This is a genomic window from Micromonospora sp. WMMD1082 (assembly GCF_029626175.1).
Lineage (GTDB): Bacteria > Actinomycetota > Actinomycetes > Mycobacteriales > Micromonosporaceae > Micromonospora.
Map to the genome: position 1 here is coordinate 5,505,049 of NZ_JARUBM010000002.1, position 15,956 is coordinate 5,521,004.

The window sequence follows — 15,956 nt, forward strand, 5'->3', positions numbered from 1 at the left end:
CTGGGGACCCGCTAGCGGGAACCTCAGCTCGCTGGTTGTCGAGGCTGCGGAGGGGACATCCGGTTTGGCAGCAGGAGTGCTGCGGCGAGGGGAGTTTGCTGATAGAGGACTTCTCGGCCGCGGCGTTGTGCGGTGACGAGTCCTGCGTCGCGGAGGACGGTGAGGTGTTGCGAGACGGTGGCGGGTGCCAGGCCGATTCGTTGGGCGAGGCTGTTGGTGGTGCTGGGGATGTGGGTCTCGGCCAGCACGGAGGCGCGTCCGGTGCCGAGGAGTCGAGTGATTGCTGAGTTTTGTATGGATCGTTCCCAGAGTCGTCCTACGCCGAGCATCGGGTAGACGAGGGCTGGTGGTGCGGTCGAGCTGCTGTCGGTGGGGCCGATGCCGAGGTTGGGCCAGCCGAAGGCGGTCGGGACGAGAACGAGTCCACGGCCGCGTAGGTCGACGGTGTTGGGGTTCAGCCCGGTGAGGTGCAGTGCGTCGTGGTGCCATTCGGCTCGTGGGTGCAGGTTCGCGAAGAGTCCTTCCATGCCGGCGTCGGCCAGGTGCCGGGCTCGGGTGGTGATGTCCGCGTCGAGCAGGCCCCGAATCTGATCCCATCTGGGGGCGATCAGGGTCTGCCAGGCCAGGCGTTGTTGCGCAGCAAGCATGTCGCGGGTCTTCGCGGGGTCGTCGGTGAGGGCTCGGCGCAGATCTGCCGGTATCGCACGCCGGTCGAGGCGACGGATATGCGCAGTGATTTCTGCGGCGACAGTGCGGGGATCGGTCGCCTGGACCTGGGCGAGGTCGTCGTCAATAGTGGTCAGCGGGCTGGTCGGGGTAGGCCAGAGGAAATCCGGCCCGTATCCCTTCGTGGGCGTGGCGAGGTTCAGCAGCTTCAGGTCGACCTCGGCGGCGACGGGTTGGATGTCGCGTAGCCATGGCAGGTACCAGCCGTGGCGACGTGGGTCCTTGAGCACCAGCAGCGCCGACATGGTTTCCTGCAGCGGCGATATCGCGAATCGGCACCTGGCCGCGTCACCGGGACCGAACCTCAACACAAGCGTCACGCGACCACGATGACACGCGCCGATTCGGCGTGCGCCGAATCGGCGCGGCCGGGACGGCGGTAGCGCAATCCTGACGGCCATGACGCAAGTGACACCGCCTGTCGCGGAGCCTGCCCCCCGAGCCCGCCTGCTGCGCGGGAACCCTGCCTTCCGCGTGCTGTGCATGTCGCGGGCGGTGTCGTTCATCGGCGACGGGATCACGCTGACGGCGCTCGTGCTTCTCGTCGCTCCACGCGACGGGTCGGCCGGCGTAGGCATGCTCCTGCTGGCGAACGCTTTACCGCGCTTCGGTGGGACGCTGGCCGGAGTGCTCGCCGACCGAATCCAGACCCGCCGGTTGATGGTGGCCTGCGATCTGGCCCAAGCACTGGTCATCGCCACAATCGCCGTCACCTTGCCGCCATTGCCGGTACTGGTCCCGCTCGTCGCGATCGCCGGCGTTGTGGCCACGATCCGGAATCCGGCCGGGCGCAGCCTGATCCCGGTCCTGGTCGCCCCGTCCGACCGCACTGCGGCAAACGCCCTGTTCGGGATGTCCCGCACCCTGCAACTGGCCATCGGCCCCGCCCTGGGCGGCCTGCTCACAACCGGGCCCGGCGGACTCCACACCGCCCTGGCAATCGACGCCGCGACCTTCCTCGCCTCCGCGCTGCTACTCACCCGGCTCCCCGCCATCACACCCGCCCGCGACCCCAACGCAACCACCGGCATCTGGGCTGATGCCGCAGCCGGTATCCACTACGTCGCGACGCACCGGCGTGTCCGCATCCTCGTCCTCACCCTGTTCGTCGTGGTGGCCTTCGCCGCCGTGGACAACGTGGCCCTGGTGTTCCTCACCAGCGATGACCTCGACGCCGGACCCGCCGCGTATGGCTTAGCGGCCAGCGCGTTCGGCGCAGGAATGCTGCTGGCATCCCTCGCGTGTATCCGACTCGCCCGCGGCCGTTCGCCCGCGGCGCTGCTGATCGTCGCGATCGCGGCCACGGGAATAGGCATTCTGGTCACAGGCGCAGCACCCGTTCTCGCCGTCGTCATGGCGGCACAACTGATCGCTGGCGCGGGCAACGCCGTGGAGAACATCGGCTATGACACGATCATTCAGAATCTTGTGCCCCGCCCGTTCCTGGGCCGGGTCTTCGGCACCCTCGGAACCGCCGCCCAACTGGGAGCCGGCCTCGCCTACGCAGCCGCCGGACTGCTGGTCGACCTCGTCGGCGCGCGTACCACCTTCATGCTCGCCGGCATCGGCACACTAGCTGTCCTACCCATCCTCATCCACACATTGCGTGACAAAGCGCCCCACGATGCCACGGTGTCCGTTGACCGTTGATTTATGAATCGACCAGACGCCCTTATCTGCTCATCGCGAGCTATTCGTCCAAACAGTTTCGACGGTGGCAACATATTAAGCGAACACACTCTACTTGACACTGAGGCGTGTCGATGCTACGTTCATTTCTCTGCCCGCGAAAGTGAGGGGAACGTGAGATGGCGCAAACCGATCTTCTGGAACGCAACGACCGAGCGGCAGCAGCGATGAACGCGATGCTTACGCAGGAGGCGCCAGTCGCAGTCGTGGAGTCGGTAGACATCCTTTCGGCGAGCGACAACGAAGCGGTCAGCTTCACCTCTGGGTGGGAAACCGAGGGCTGAGTCTGCCGAGTGCGTTATTGGCACCCCGTGCGGATCTTGTCCGCACGGGGTGCCAATAAGTAGCAAGTCCAGCCCTTGCGGTACTCGATTCCGAATCATCGGGAGACTCTCGGCATGAGCACTAGCGCGTCGGTTGATAATGGCTTGATTGAGCAAGGTGGGCCAGACGAGCACGTCTGGCAAGGCGTCTCACTAATGCTTGATCAGTATCTTCGCGTCAGACACGATGATCAGGTGCTCGTTCTTTATGCACGCAACGCGCGACGGCCTGCTGCTTGGGTCGCCGCCGAGCTAAATATCCGTGAAGTTCCTACGGTTCTCATGGATCTGGATACGCTCTCCGACGCGACGATCACGACCTTCGCGGACAAGCTCAGAAAATCGCTTGATCCAAAGAAGATAGCCGCCCGCCTTCTAGTCCTCTGTATCGAGTATGACGTCGTTACGCCTTCGCCGTGGATCCGTCGAGCCCTAGAACCGTTCTCTGACGCCAAGATCGAGACGTTCCGGACGATCATGACCGGCGAAGAGTTTTTCAGGCAGGGCGTTACGACACCACCGGGCACTCTGAACAACATCAACGCTGGGCTCCTACAGGTACTGAGATCCGCCGAGAAATTCAAGGTCAGGACAACCTCGGGATCCGAACTGGACATCACCCTCGACCCCAGCCGCTATCGCTGGGTGAGTAACCGTGGAATCCCGCGAGAGGGAGCCTTCGTGCTTCTCCCGGCCGGCGAAGTAGCCACCTTTCCCGCCCATATTAGCGGCAGGTTCGTCGCGGACGGCGCATTCAACTCCACTGCACATACGAAGCTTGACGCAAGACTCGAAAATCATCCTGTGACGTTCGAGATCGAGAATGGCGTCATGATGAACTATCATTGCGAAAATGCATCGGTAAGAAAGCTGATCGAGCGATGCTTGCGCCTTCCCAACGCGGACCGGGTCGGCGAGCTTGGTTTCGGCACCAACATCGGGATTCAGCAGTTCATTCCGTTGAACTCTCACTTGAATGAGAGATTCCCGGGCCTCCATATTGGCTTCGGTCAGAGTAATCAGGTAAAGGGCCAGCTTTACTCCTGTGACGTGCACATAGACTTTATCGCATCCGACTGCACGATCGAGATCCAAGGCAATCCTCCGCTCAACAGCAAAGAGTTCAAAAACCTTACAGGCCAGCACCCAGCGATTGAAGCAGGCGTGTTCGACGAGGACCTTGATGGCGACTGCTGTGGTCTCTTTTCCGCTTATGACAGTACGCAGTGCCAGTAACTATGGGCCCGGTCTGCACAGCGCAGCATCCATGGCCCCCGACTGTTGACTACTCTTCCGCATTGCGGGGGGCTGCTATGGACCGCGACTTCCGTCGGCGCAACTTCGCTAACCACCAGCGCGCGACGGTCGCGGTGCGCGCGGAAACAACTTCCGTCACGCCATTGATCACGAGCAAATTTCCCGGGTGTGCAATCATGACAAATTTCGCAGGTTCCATGACGCCCGACGGCTGCCCGGTGGAGCTTTACGCGCTCCTTCCCGCAGGCACCGCCCCGCAGTTGATCCACGAAGCAATTCCCCCTGAGGCGAGCATTCTCGAGCTAGGAGCAGGTGCGGGAAGAATCACCCACCCTCTCCTGAAGTTGGGGCACAAGGTTGTTGCGGTCGACGAGTCCGCCGCGATGTTGGCTCATATCAAAGGAGCCGAGACCGTCGAATCACGCATCGAGGACCTCGATCTAAAACGCCAATTCGACGTCGTTCTGCTCATGTCACACTTGATCGAGAAGCCGGACATCGATCAGGCCCGAGCATTCCTGAAGACCTGCCGTTCACACGTGTCCGATGAGGGGCAAGTGCTGATTCAGCGAGATCCACCCGATCGGGATTACGCCGCAGAGCCGCCGTTCAGAAGGGTCATGGCAGAAGGCTGCGCCATTAGCATGCATGACCTGGACCGAATTGGTCCCAATCTGCTTTCTTTCACTATCGAATACCAGATCGGCGACTCAGTATGGCGACAGTCGGTTATTAACAGGCGGCTTGACGACAAGTCCCTGAAGCGTGAACTCTATATGGCGGGTATGGAACTTGCCGGATTTCTCACGCCGAATCGGTCATGGGTTCAAGCCAGGCCCATAGGGGCTATTCGAAGGTGAGCGGAGTTACGTCGCTGAAGCCGAGCCGCTCGCAGCTCATTCCTTCTCATCCGGGTGTCTAATATGGCAAGCCGTTTCTTGAGATGTTGCTGGAGAGGGCCGGGTAGACGAGGTGCGACCACCACGTGTCCGTCCGTCTGCTGCGGACAGAATTTCAGATCTGACGGTGGTCGCGTGCCAAGTGCTATTTAAAGCCGTGAGCGACTGCGGCGCGGCGCGCTGCTGTCGAATAATGCCGATGGACTCCGCTTGTTCGAGCGGAGTGGTCTGGCGCATGTCCCGGGTCGATATAGCCGTCGTTTGTAGATCATCAGCGCGGAATCGGTTGCATAGTAGGGGAGGCGGCGTTCGCCTCGGCCCGGCAATTCGAAGATGCGGCGTCGAGGCCGAGCGCTGCCTGGCAGCGCCACCACCACACCGCGACACCCGCGCCCATCGCGGCTATGCCCAGCCGCTCAGCGCGAACGGCGCACCATCGCGGAACGCGCGCACACACGCGGCGGTGTACGGGTAGGTGTTCGATGGCAGCATGTCAGCCGGGAACCACTCGATCTTCGCGCACTTGTGTGGCTCGGCGTTGACCGGCTCCCCGTGTCGGGCCGGGTCGAACGCCACCGCGAACGCGAGCCCGACGCGGGAGAGCCCGGCCGTGTTGCGGTGGTGCACGGTGGTGACCATCCGTGGTTCGGCGAGGTCGAGCCGTACGCCGATCTCCTCGCATGTCTCACGGACCACACCGCTAACCGCGTCCTCGCTGCGCTCCAGCTTGCCGGACGGCAGGTTCCATTGCCCGTCGGCGTAGCCGGTGCCTTGCCGCAGCGCCAACAGGACATGATCGGCGTGGGTGAGCAGCAGCAGTACGTCAACCGGGTGCGTGGGTGAGGCGGTCACGCCCGCAGAGGCTAGCCGGTCGCCCCGGCAAGCAGCGGATCGACTCGCAGGATGATCCATGCCACGCGCCCGGCGGTGTCCAGCCCGGCGGGCAGGTCAACCAGCGGCAATCCGACATCGGCGCAGGTGGCGCGGACCGCCTCGGCGGTTTCGGCTTGCAGGTGGGCGACCTTGGCCCGCATCGGGTCGGCTGGGTGGTCGAAGCGGTCCGGCAGGTAGAACACCGCATCGTAGGAGGCAGGCGCCCACGCAGCACAGAGGCCCGACATCGCCTCCAGCACGGCCGCGTCGGTGCCACCTGGTTCGGGGGCCAGGACCATCCGCGCATACGCGAGCACGTTGACCACCGTCTTGTCGCAGATCAACAGGGCGTGGTGGCGGGCTGCGCGGAGTGTGGCGGACAGTTGCGCGGCGAATAGGTCGACCTCGCACGCCAGGTCGAAGCCGCCCTTGCCGTGGATGACGGTTTCCTCGATGAAGGGGCTCGTGCGGGCCGGTTCCGGGGCGCAGTCGACAAGCACCCCGCGTTGCCGGTAGTGCGCGGTCAGCGCGTGCACGAGGGTGGTCTTGCCGGATGCGTGGGTGCCCTCGATGCCGACCAGCACGCAGCCGCGCACGCTCACCGCGCCGCCCGCCGTCGCGTGAGTAGTTCACGGAACGTCGGATGGTCGAGCCAGGCGACCCTGCCCGCCCACTGCGCGGCGAGGTTCGCGTTCACGTTCAGCGGCGCCCGCCAGGTCAGGTGCCCGGCCGCGCGCAGCGCCACGTACGCCGCCGACAGGCTGTGCCGCAGGTTGAGCACGGTAACCCGCTCGCGCGCCTCGGTATCGCCGCGCTCCAGCCAGTCCCGGTGCAGCGCCGTCATCGACTTGCGGGCCAACTCCGGTTGCGTCACGTCAAGACGCAGTTCGCCACACACGTCCACAAGGCGCCGCGACGCGCCGGACAGGACGTGCCCGGCGTCAAACCGGGTGTCGACCACCCGGCGGGCCGGGTCCGCGCGTCGCTCGTGCCAGGCCCGCCGCGCGGCCGGCACCGCCGCCGGCACCGCGTCCCCGGCGTTCGCGGCCAGCACCGCCAGGTCACTGCACAGTTGGTGCCCGACGATCAGGTCAGCGGAGGCGACTGCCGCGCCGATGTCGGCCGCTGCCGCCTCCACCAGTTCCGGCCGCTCCTCGTCGTGGTCGAGGTAGACGCTGGTGGACCAGAACGGCATTCCGCCGGCCAGCCGGACTGGTTGGTCCGACGCGGGGACGGCGAGCCACACGATCGAGTAACAGAAGGCTCGGTTGCCGTTCTTGATGCGGTAGTTCTTGCTCCACTCGACGTCGACCGACGCGACGAGCCGGGCATCTGTCGGACGTGCTGGCGTTGTTCCTGGCCCGCCGAGGTCGCTGATCACCTGCACTGCCATAGCCCTTCCGGAAGCCTCTTGCCTCTGATTGATGCCGGTGGTCGTCGCCCGCCCTGGGATCGGAGCGGGCGACGGCCACCGACCCTAGCGCCGCTCAGCCCTGGGCAGGGGTGAGCACGGCGTCCGTGTTGGCGGGCGAGGCGACCGTGCCGCCGGGCGGGCAGCAGGCCGTGTCGGTGTCGGTGGCGAGGACATCCCACGCGGCCCGGTCGATCGCGTCGGCGACGCGAAAGGTGCCCTCCCAGGTGTAACGGTCGGTGTGCACGGCAGCCGTCAGGCCGACTGCCAGACAACGGGCCAGGGCGCGGCGGGCGACATCGGCCGCGCACGCCGGGCAGGTGGGCACCGGCTCCGGGACCGGTTCCAGCGGCATGTTCAGGTCCGCCCCGGTCGCGCTGGCTTCCGAGGCCGTGTCGACCATGACCGCTACGCCGCGTTGCTTGACCGCCCGGTTCGCCCAGGCGGACAGCACCTCGGCCGCCCCGCGCAGTGGCACCCCGGAGAGGATGTTCATGCGGGTCAGGTCGTCACTGAGGCGGTGTCCGGCCAGGATGACCCCTAGTCGGCGGGCACCGGTCAACTCCCGGTCAGTCAGCCTGAGCAGGTCCGGTACCTCTGCCGCATCCTCGATCACGACCGTGCGGAACCCGATCGACAGCGTGTCATCGGCGATCAGATGCGCCGCGCCGTGCTTGCGGACCCGCAGGTACACCGCCGCCGAGGCGACCGGCAACCCTGCATCCTCCGGTCGGCCGGTCCATTCCAGCGTGAAGGCGGTGAGCATGTCCCAATGCTGGCCGAAGGGGCGCTGCTCGGCCCCGAACGGTGTTTCCGGCCATTGCAGGTTGGTGAACTCACGCACGGGCATGCCCTTCTGCGGGTGGGGCGGTGCCGGCGTTGGCGGCCGTGCGGATGCTCTTGCCGAGGTACTTGGCGAAGTGGTTTCGCTTGAACCGGTAGCGCTTCCAGATCTCCGTCACCGGCTCGGTGAGCACGTTGCCGAGGGGTTCCAGCAGGTCCGGAGCGTCGTACACGGGCCACGCGCTGGCCTTGCCGGTCACTTCCACGAGGATCATGTGACCCTCGGTTTCCGGCGTCCAGCAGGTCATGCGCAGCGCGGGCCGCCAGTCGTGCATCGACCGCGCCTCCATGAGCCGGTCGAACGCCCGCCCCGCCTCATCGATGCTGATGAACTCGTTTGCCTCCAACCCGAGGGCGTTGCCCTTACGCAGCGGCAGGATCAGCTTCAGCTTGCCCGCGCCGATCACGTCGGCGATCTGGTACGTGAACGGAAGCGCGTGCAGCGTCGAGCGGTACACAACCGCCGACAACGACAGCGACAACCCCGCGTCCATAAACGCCCGCACCCCGGACATCACCTGGTCGTAGTCACCACGCACCCGGTTGGTCGTGGCGCGTGGCCCCTCCAACCCGACGTTGACAAACGCCACCTTGCCCACCATCGACTTCGCGTGCTGCAACCCTCGGGTGGCGTTCGTCGGGATACCAAGGATGAAGTCCTGGCTGTACATGTCCACGATCTCGCCGAAGTCCCTGCGCAGCAACGGCTCCCCGCCGGACAGGAACACCCGGCCCACACCGGCCAGGTTGGCGCGGATCGTGTCCAACTCCGCCAACGTCGGGTCGGGAAGCTGCAACGTCTCCGAGCAGAACGAGCAGTCGAAGTTGCACCGCTTGGTGATCTGAAGAATGACCGACAGCGGCACCGTCGCCGCCTCGGTAAGCTCCTCGATGCTCGCCGTGCCGGTCACGGCGAAGTGGTGCCCGGCGGTGAACGCCACCGGCCCGGTCGCCTGCGGAGGCGACGCGGGAGGGACGGTTGGCATACCCAGCATGGTCATGGTCAATGTCTCCCTTGCTCCAAGGGTGGTCGGGACAGCGCCCGACCGGACCGCAAAAGGCGTGAGTCGATCGGCGAGAAAGTCACATCCGTTGCCGCGCACGAGACACCGCGACTCCCGGGGGGCCTCGCTCCCGGGGCACCGGGCGTCCCGGCTCCCGGCTCACCGCCGGCCCCGCGCTTCCTCGCGCCGCCCCGGCCAGTGCCCACGCGCGCTCATGCATCGCATCGGGGTGTGCGCCGTGGCGGATCATCGTGCTCCCGCTCGTATAGCCAGCCCTCGGCGTCCAACGGCGCAAGACGCCCGCCGACCGCGTAGCCGACGTGCTCCGGTTGCGCCGGCCCGTGGTCCTGTTCGGTCGCCGGAACGGGGCCGGGTTGCCGTGCCTGATCGGCTACCGGTCCGGCGGGTGTGGGGAGAGCGCGTCGGCTGTCATACCAGTGGGGGTCTTCCCCGGCCGCCGCGATGACCGATGCGGCGAACGCCCGCACAGGGCACGGGGTCGGTCTGCCGCATCTCGCGCACGCCTCGGCCGTGGTGCCGTAGTGACGCTGGTACAGCTCGATCGCGGTGACGTGGGTCAGGGTGCCGCGCAGACTGGGAATCGGTCGATGCATTGCGGTCCCCTCTTCCGTCTCGGCCCGTGGTGGTCAGGGTGTCGGTGGTGTCTGGTCCTCGTGAGCCATCGACGTGCCGGTGGACCTACCTGCCTTTGGTCGGTCGTCCTGGCGGTGAGGAGGGTCGTGAGGGTTGTCGAGAAGTAGCCGGAAGCGGGCCTTGGAGTCGGTGTCGGCGAGGGTGAGGGCTTGGTCCAACACCGACTGCGCCGCGAGCGTCGGGGTTGCGGGGGTGGTCCGGTGCTCCCAGGCAGTGATGGCTGCCGGGGTCAGGCCGAGGTGTTCGGCGAACGCGCGCACGCTCATCCGTAGTGCTTCGCGCAAGGCGTGGATCTCGCGTCTGGTCCACCGGCCGACAACGGTCGGCCCGCACCCTTCGCACTGAGTTGGGGAGGCGGTACAGGTTGAGGTGAGTGGCGCCGGCTGCGTAGTGGGCAACTGGCGTTCCTGGTCGCGGGCCAGTTCGGTCTGGGCGTGGAAGTCGCGCATGAGTGCGTGTGCCTGGTCGTAGACGGCCAGCAGTGCTCCGTGTGCGCCGAGGGTGGCGTCCGCGTTTTGCCAGAAGCGGCGGGTGGTGTTGTCTCGGCCGCTCTCGACGTTGGCGATTTGGCTGCGGGAGTAGAGGATGCGTGCGGCGAGGTCGACCTGTGTCAGCCCGGCGGCGGTGCGCCAGTGGGCCAGGTGTCGGCCGAGGTCCTTGCGCGCGTCAGCCACCTGAGCGGGGGTGATTCCGCCCGCCGTGCTGATTCGGCGCGGTGCGGTCGGAATGTGCCGACGCTGGGGCCGTGTAGGCGGTGTAGGGGTCATCGTGACTGCCCCCGCTGCACGATCGAGTACACCCGGGCTCCACCGGCCACCAACGGCGCATCGCCCACGGCCGAAGTGACTTCCGCAGACACGGCATCAGCGGGGTCGATCAGCACTCGGACCCGCCCGGCCACGATCGCGACATGGCCGGGCGGCACGGCGTCGTGGCACACGACGGTGGCCGCAGCCTTCCCGTGCACGCTGATCTGCACCATCGCCGTTTCCGTAGTCATGGCCAACGGCTCGCCGACATTCGGCCCCGCAAGGGTGGCTGCTGGAGGCAGGGCGACAGTCGCCAGCGTCGCCGGGCCGACATCGGATACCGCCACCGGAGATGGCTCCAGGAGTGGGGGCGGCTCGGCGGAAGCGACGTCGGGATCGTCGGCGTGGCCCTGGATGATGAAGAAGCCGAGTTCGGCGTCCGTGGCCTTGTCCAACACCGCGCGCAGCGCTGTTCGGTAGTGCGCGGACGGCCAGCGGGTCTGGCCGCGCTCCAGGTTGCCGATGTAGTGGCCCGCGATGGCGAAGCGTCGACCGAAGTGCTCGTACAGGTAGGCGTTGACCGCGTCGGCCAACTCCTGGCGTGACAACGGCCGACCCGAGCCCGTGGGAGACCGCAGTGCCAGTCGTGCTGCCCGCAGCAACTCGTTCGGTCCCGGTTGATACGCCATGAAGGATGTTCCGTTCCTTGTTCGGTGATTGTTGGGGCAGAAGCGACGGACGGGCGGGTGGTTCGACGGGTGCGACGACCGTGCGAAGCTGGACCTCGGCCCCGACCTACCCAGGGTTTCTGTGCGCTGGGCGCAACCCGCGACTTCGGTGCTCGGCAGCCGTCACGGTCGGCATGTCAGCTCGCCGTCCTCGTTGACAGCCAACCGAAGTCACCCTGCTTGGTGCCCATCAGTTCCGGCCGTGTCGCGCCCGGCTGTCGTCGGGGCAGCCGCGCCGACAGCAGGAACACCTTGGCTGCCGCTTCGTGCTTCGCGCACGGTCCGAGTACCTTGCACGCCACACATAGCCCGTCACCGCTGGACACCGCGTGTCGGTCCAACATCGCTTGCGCATGGTCGATCTGCTGACCGCCGTGATAGGTAGCCATGTCACGAGCCCTCGTGCTCGTGGCGGGGCAGGCGAATCTGACCATCGATCGGCCCCACCTGTATGAGCAGCCTGCCGGTGCTGTGCTTGCAGGCAGGCCCGTGGACCTCGGTCACGTCGCTGACCATGAACGTGATCATCGGCGGTGCCCGGCAATCTTGTGGAGAAGATCGCTGGTCGTCGCGCCGCAGCGCGGACACCACCGACTCTTGACCTTGAATGACCAGAGCCCTGCGAGGTAGCCCGCCAGCAACGCGGCGAGCGTGGCTCCGAGCAACATGCAGCATCAACCCCCTTCGCAGATCAGGGGGCCAGAGCGGACGGGCTTGCAGCTGAACCGCCCCGGCCTGCCGTCTGGGCCAGATCAAGACAAGTCTGCGTGAAACGCCCAACTGTGCCGTGAGAGCCCAACGGGATCAGGATGGCACGCACATCCGTAGGATACAAGTTTGTGGATCACGCAAACTTGTAGGACACAGAACCGGGGATCGGGACCAGTCATGATCACCTGGTTGCACCCCACCGATCGTGTAGCGGACGATGGACAGCGTGACGACGAGGCATGGGCCTACGCTGCGTGCGCAGTGGTTGGGTCAGCAGATCAAAGAAATCCGCGAAGGTGCCGGAATCACCCTGAAGCAGGCGGGCGAGTATCTGGAGCGTGACCCGTCGACCGTGAGCCGGTTCGAGTCAGCCGAGTACCCCATCCGGCGTGCCGATCTACTCGCCCTGCTGGACTTCTACTCGGTCAGCGACCAACGACGCCGCGCGGGACTGCTGACCTTGCGGGAGGAGGTGTGGCAGAAGGGCTGGTGGGACGGCTTCGCCGATGCGGTGGATCGACGGTTCATCGACTACGTGTGGCTGGAGTCCCGCGCCCAGGCGATCCACTCGTTCGATGGCACCCTCCTGCCTGGCTTGCTCCAGACCAGTCCGTACGCCGAGGCGGCGATTCGTGCAGCCGATCCGGACCTTGGAGACGAGCAGGTCATGCGGGCGGTTGAGCTTCGGATCATGCGTCAGCAAGTGCTCACCGGCGACGAGCCGACGCAGCTTCACGCGATCCTCGATGAGGCCCTGTTGCTGCGCACGGCCCTCAAGCCCGAGGCGATGCGTGATCAGCTTCGACACCTCAGCGAGTGCGCCCACAGGCCGAACATCGAGATCCGGGTACTACCATTCAAAGCGGGTGCACACGCCAGCCCGGCGGGCGCGTTCAAGGTGTTCACGATGGTGGAGCCGTACCCCGATGTCGCGTACACCGAGACGCTCGGCGGCGCGATCTACGTCGAGACCCCAGGCGCTGAGCGGTTCGTCCAGACGTACGATCGGTTGCAGCGTGTGACCTTGACACCGGAAGAGTCAGCCGAGCGCATCTCGGCAGCGACAGAGGAGATAACGTGAAGGCAGCAGAGACGCACGCGCCGGGCCGTCCGGACCTAGCGGGCGTCGCCTGGCACATCAGCACCAAGAGTGACAACGGTGGCGCGAGCTGCGTCGAGGCTGGGCCGCTCGCCGATGGAAGCGGGCGAGTCGCCGTGCGGCACAGCCACCACCCCGACGGCTCCGTGATCATTTACACCCGGGCCGAGTGGGAAGCATTCGTTGGCGGGGTCCGCGAGGGCGAGTTCGACTTCTTCGACTAGGCACACGCCGTGACCGGCTGAGACGACAGGACGGACGGGCGACTCCCATCGCATAGGGGGTCGCTGTTTGCTATCTACCTGCTGCTACCAACAGTTATGTCGTCGTCGCAAGAGCATCAAGGCAAGTGGGGTACCCCTGATCCAGGGGTACCCCACTTGATCGATGTCTCACGGTCGGCTGGAGGTTATCCGGGAGGTCTCGGCGAGCGAACTCCCCGCCGCCGACGGGCCGCCCGCATCATCAGCTCCGGTCCGGAACAGGTGCGGACACCCGCCGACATTCGGTCGACGAAGGTTGACCCCGCCCCACTACTCCGCTCAGGGTCCTTCCTTCGTGTTCCTGGTCGCTCCTGCGGGCTGGCCGTTGACGCCGGAAGTCAACGGAACCTGCTCTGCCCTCAGAGCTTTCAGCAGCAGTGACGCGCGTTCGTTGGATACGCCGAGCCCGTTGTCGCGCATCGCGTCGACCAACCGGTCACGTGACAGGGGACGTCCCGTAGCCGCAAGCGCCGCGCGAGCCGCCCGTGCGGCCGGAAGCAGGTGCGCCACCGGACGCACGTCCAACGGCGCGGGGGCGGACGCCGTGTCGCTCGACCGCCCCGGCATGGACCCGGTGCCCTCTGCCGTCCTTCCGGTCGCGGACGGGCCTTGGAGCCCGATCAAGTCGTCCGCGGCCGGACCGGCGAGCGGTCCGCTGTCCGGGCCAGTCTGCGGGACCGTCCCGGGGACGACAGGACGATCGGCGGCCGTCCGCTGATCGTCTTCGCCGTGGTCGATCATGCTGAACAGCAGCTTGACCGAGACGAGCATCGACAGCGCCGGCCAGCCGGCCAGGACTTTGCCGATCACGCTGTCACCGCCGACCGCGACGTTCGCGGCCAGGCTCGCGGCGGTGCCGACCACCAACGCGACCCACGGCAACCAACCCGTCCGCCGTCCCGCACGCCGCTGCACCACCATGTACAACGCGGCGACGATCTCCAACCCGTCCACACTGATCGGGAACGCGAACGCCTTCCACCCATCCTGATCGTGTTCGGTCGCCAACTCGTGCATGTGCGCGAACGAGATCGTTCCCGCGACGACGGCCAACCCGGCGACGAACACCACGGTCACGGCCGTCAAGATCCGATCCGTACGGCTCCTCACCACGACCACCCACCATCGGCCTCGGCCTCGGTCGTGAGCAGCCGCAGCGCGGACAACACCTGGGATGCGTCCTGCGCCGCCATCGCGATCTCGGTATCGCCGTGCCGGATACGCAGGTAGGTGTCGCACGGCCACGGAGCGACAGCCTGCGTCAGAAACGCCTCGCCGGCCTGCGGCGAGAGGGCGATCACCGTGGTCAGGTCGAGGCGGATCGGCGCTGACCGGTGCTCACCGCTCCGAAACCCGTCAGCCTGACTCGCCGGATCGGCCGTACACCGCGAACGGTCACACCAGGCGGGATGACGCGGCTCGGCTGGGGTGCGGCGGCCCGCCGGCGTGGGTTGGCCTTCTGAACGCTGCGACCAACTCATCGGGCCACCTCCTCAAGGGAGGAAGGTGCCGCAGACGGTACGAACGCGGCGGCGACCGGGTCCACGATTCCTGGTCGTGTTGGGCCGCCACCGCCAACCGGTACCCAATCAAAACGGACTACATGTGACGAAAATAGGGTGTCAAATGCCGGTATAGGGCTTGCCGGCCCTAGCCATGCATGGCAACTAGACGGTGAACGTTCGGGTGTGAACAACGCGGCTTGATATGATCGTTGTCCACGTAGACGATCCGTGCCTCGGGCGCGACGCTCTGGGCGACCTCGTGAGTGTTCTGCATGGTGGGCAGGCCGGTGCCGATGTCCAGGAACTGCCGGATGCCCGCCTCGGCGGCCAGGTGGCGCACGGCACGGATGAGGAACCGGCGGGAGTGCCGCGCCATGAGGACGATCTCCGGGTAGACCTCGGCCACGGCGTCGCCGGCCGCCCGGTCGGACTGGAAGTTGTCCTTGCCGCCCATCCAGTAGTTCCAGATCCGCGCGGCGTGCGGCACCTCGGGCTGGAGCTTCGCGGTGAGTTCGGCATCCGGGCTGGCCATGCCTGACTCCTATCGGAGGGGTCGGTGGGTCTAGATCGACATCGTACCCACGGCACGTCCACTGTCGACGACCTAGCGCCGGTTGCCGGCACTTGTCAGGCTGTCTGGTCATGGACGCTGTCGCCACGCAGTTGCCCGCGCTACTCGGTGTGCTCGTCGGTACCGTCGGCACGATCGTCGCCACGTCGCTCGCCGACCGGTCACGATGGCGGCGGAACCAGACAGTGCGCTGGGACGAGCGCCGGCTCGACGCGTACGCCGAGTTCGCCCGGGCGCTCAAGGAGGTGCACACGATCGCCGGCCGGTTGATCGGCGGCTACCGCGATCGGGACGCCGAACTCGCCGCGCTGGCCGAGGCCGACTTCCGGCACACGCTCGCCTGGGAGAACGTCCTGCTGCTCGGCGACGGGCCCGCGGTGACCGCGGCGCGGGCGTGGCGGGACGCGGTGTGGGACATCGAGCGCCTCGCCCGCGACCGGTCGACCGACCACCAGCTGCCGGACCTGCTGCACCGGGCCAACGAGGCACGGGACCGCTTCTACGACGCGGCGCGCGGCGGCCTCGGGGTCGGTGGGGGGTCGGTGGCCCAGGCCGCCCTGCTGGTGAGCAGGATCAGGCCCGAGCCCCGTGCCCCGCACGCCGGCACTGCTACCGACCACTGACCCGACCGGCTCAGATCGGGTGGGCGGG

At 66.5% G+C, this 15,956-nt stretch carries 18 protein-coding genes and 1 pseudogene; 7 read left to right on the plus strand and 12 right to left on the minus strand.

Annotation, left to right across the window (positions count from 1 at the left end):
* Positions 1-23 precede the first annotated feature (23 nt).
* Complete coding sequence (locus O7615_RS25300; RefSeq protein ID WP_278180285.1) at positions 24-1,046, minus strand: DUF5937 family protein; 1,023 nt, start codon at positions 1,044-1,046, stop codon at positions 24-26.
* Between the two features lie 79 nt (positions 1,047-1,125).
* Between O7615_RS25300 and O7615_RS25305 the strand changes: the two genes are divergently transcribed.
* The 4 genes from O7615_RS25305 (at position 1,126) to O7615_RS25320 (ending at position 4,855) form a co-directional block, all read left to right on the plus strand.
* Positions 1,126-2,376, plus strand: coding sequence for an MFS transporter (locus O7615_RS25305; protein ID WP_278180286.1), 1,251 nt, complete (start codon positions 1,126-1,128; stop codon positions 2,374-2,376).
* Positions 2,377-2,534: 158 nt separating this feature from the next.
* Positions 2,535-2,699 carry a hypothetical protein gene (locus O7615_RS25310; protein WP_278180287.1) on the plus strand — a complete coding sequence of 55 codons (165 nt, stop codon included), beginning with the start codon at positions 2,535-2,537 and terminating at the stop codon, positions 2,697-2,699.
* A gap of 114 nt (positions 2,700-2,813) precedes the next feature.
* Positions 2,814-3,974, plus strand: a complete 1,161-nt coding sequence (locus tag O7615_RS25315) for a hypothetical protein (RefSeq protein ID WP_278180288.1) — start codon at positions 2,814-2,816, stop codon at positions 3,972-3,974.
* Positions 3,975-4,051: 77 nt separating this feature from the next.
* On the plus strand, positions 4,052-4,855 hold the full coding sequence (locus tag O7615_RS25320) for a class I SAM-dependent methyltransferase (RefSeq protein ID WP_278180289.1): 804 nt from the start codon (positions 4,052-4,054) through the stop codon (positions 4,853-4,855).
* A gap of 441 nt (positions 4,856-5,296) precedes the next feature.
* Here the strand turns inward: O7615_RS25320 and O7615_RS25325 are convergent, their stop codons facing one another.
* From O7615_RS25325 to O7615_RS25360, 8 genes are all read right to left on the minus strand, one after another.
* Positions 5,297-5,746 carry an NUDIX domain-containing protein gene (locus O7615_RS25325; RefSeq protein ID WP_278180290.1) on the minus strand — a complete coding sequence of 150 codons (450 nt, stop codon included), beginning with the start codon at positions 5,744-5,746 and terminating at the stop codon, positions 5,297-5,299.
* Between the two features lie 11 nt (positions 5,747-5,757).
* On the minus strand, positions 5,758-6,369 hold the full coding sequence (locus O7615_RS25330; protein WP_278180291.1) for an ATP-binding protein: 612 nt from the start codon (positions 6,367-6,369) through the stop codon (positions 5,758-5,760).
* On the minus strand, positions 6,366-7,160 hold the full coding sequence (locus tag O7615_RS25335; RefSeq protein WP_278180292.1) for a hypothetical protein: 795 nt from the start codon (positions 7,158-7,160) through the stop codon (positions 6,366-6,368). The genes O7615_RS25330 and O7615_RS25335 overlap by 4 nt, the downstream gene beginning before the upstream one ends.
* A gap of 94 nt (positions 7,161-7,254) precedes the next feature.
* On the minus strand, positions 7,255-8,028 hold the full coding sequence (locus tag O7615_RS25340) for a hypothetical protein (protein ID WP_278180293.1): 774 nt from the start codon (positions 8,026-8,028) through the stop codon (positions 7,255-7,257).
* Positions 8,015-9,007 (minus strand): radical SAM protein, encoded by a 993-nt coding sequence (locus O7615_RS25345; RefSeq protein WP_278180294.1) that lies wholly within the window; start codon positions 9,005-9,007, stop codon positions 8,015-8,017. Before O7615_RS25345 ends, O7615_RS25340 begins: the two co-directional genes overlap by 14 nt.
* Positions 9,008-9,672: 665 nt before the next feature.
* Positions 9,673-10,353 (minus strand): helix-turn-helix transcriptional regulator, encoded by a 681-nt coding sequence (locus tag O7615_RS25350; protein ID WP_278180295.1) that lies wholly within the window; start codon positions 10,351-10,353, stop codon positions 9,673-9,675.
* Positions 10,354-10,442: 89 nt separating this feature from the next.
* Positions 10,443-11,021: a hypothetical protein gene (locus tag O7615_RS25355; RefSeq protein ID WP_278180296.1), complete on the minus strand. Its 579-nt coding sequence runs from the start codon at positions 11,019-11,021 to the stop codon at positions 10,443-10,445.
* A gap of 525 nt (positions 11,022-11,546) precedes the next feature.
* Positions 11,547-11,747 carry a hypothetical protein gene (locus O7615_RS25360; protein WP_278180297.1) on the minus strand — a complete coding sequence of 67 codons (201 nt, stop codon included), beginning with the start codon at positions 11,745-11,747 and terminating at the stop codon, positions 11,547-11,549.
* Positions 11,748-12,132: 385 nt separating this feature from the next.
* Here O7615_RS25360 and O7615_RS25365 point away from each other — a divergent pair, with 385 nt between their 5' ends.
* Together O7615_RS25365 and O7615_RS25370 are read left to right on the plus strand one after the other, a co-directional pair.
* Positions 12,133-12,948 (plus strand): helix-turn-helix transcriptional regulator, encoded by an 816-nt coding sequence (locus O7615_RS25365; protein ID WP_278180298.1) that lies wholly within the window; start codon positions 12,133-12,135, stop codon positions 12,946-12,948.
* Positions 12,945-13,190 carry a DUF397 domain-containing protein gene (locus O7615_RS25370; RefSeq protein WP_278180299.1) on the plus strand — a complete coding sequence of 82 codons (246 nt, stop codon included), beginning with the start codon at positions 12,945-12,947 and terminating at the stop codon, positions 13,188-13,190. The genes O7615_RS25365 and O7615_RS25370 overlap by 4 nt, the downstream gene beginning before the upstream one ends.
* A 318-nt stretch (positions 13,191-13,508) precedes the next feature.
* Here O7615_RS25370 and O7615_RS25375 read toward each other — a convergent pair whose 3' ends face one another.
* From O7615_RS25375 to O7615_RS25385, 3 genes and pseudogenes are all read right to left on the minus strand, one after another.
* The gene (locus O7615_RS25375; protein WP_278180300.1) at positions 13,509-14,300 is read right to left on the minus strand and encodes a DUF2637 domain-containing protein; all 792 of its coding nucleotides are present in this window, start codon (positions 14,298-14,300) and stop codon (positions 13,509-13,511) included.
* A gap of 35 nt (positions 14,301-14,335) precedes the next feature.
* Positions 14,336-14,530 carry a hypothetical protein gene (locus O7615_RS25380; protein ID WP_278180301.1) on the minus strand — a complete coding sequence of 65 codons (195 nt, stop codon included), beginning with the start codon at positions 14,528-14,530 and terminating at the stop codon, positions 14,336-14,338.
* A 409-nt stretch (positions 14,531-14,939) separates the two neighbouring features.
* A pseudogene (locus O7615_RS25385) lies at positions 14,940-15,266 on the minus strand (SAM-dependent methyltransferase); the annotation flags it as partial.
* A 110-nt stretch (positions 15,267-15,376) separates the two neighbouring features.
* Between O7615_RS25385 and O7615_RS25390 the strand changes: the two are divergent.
* Entirely contained in the window at positions 15,377-15,928 is a 552-nt protein-coding gene (locus tag O7615_RS25390) for a hypothetical protein (RefSeq protein WP_278180302.1), read from the plus strand.
* Positions 15,929-15,956: the final 28 nt, after the last annotated feature.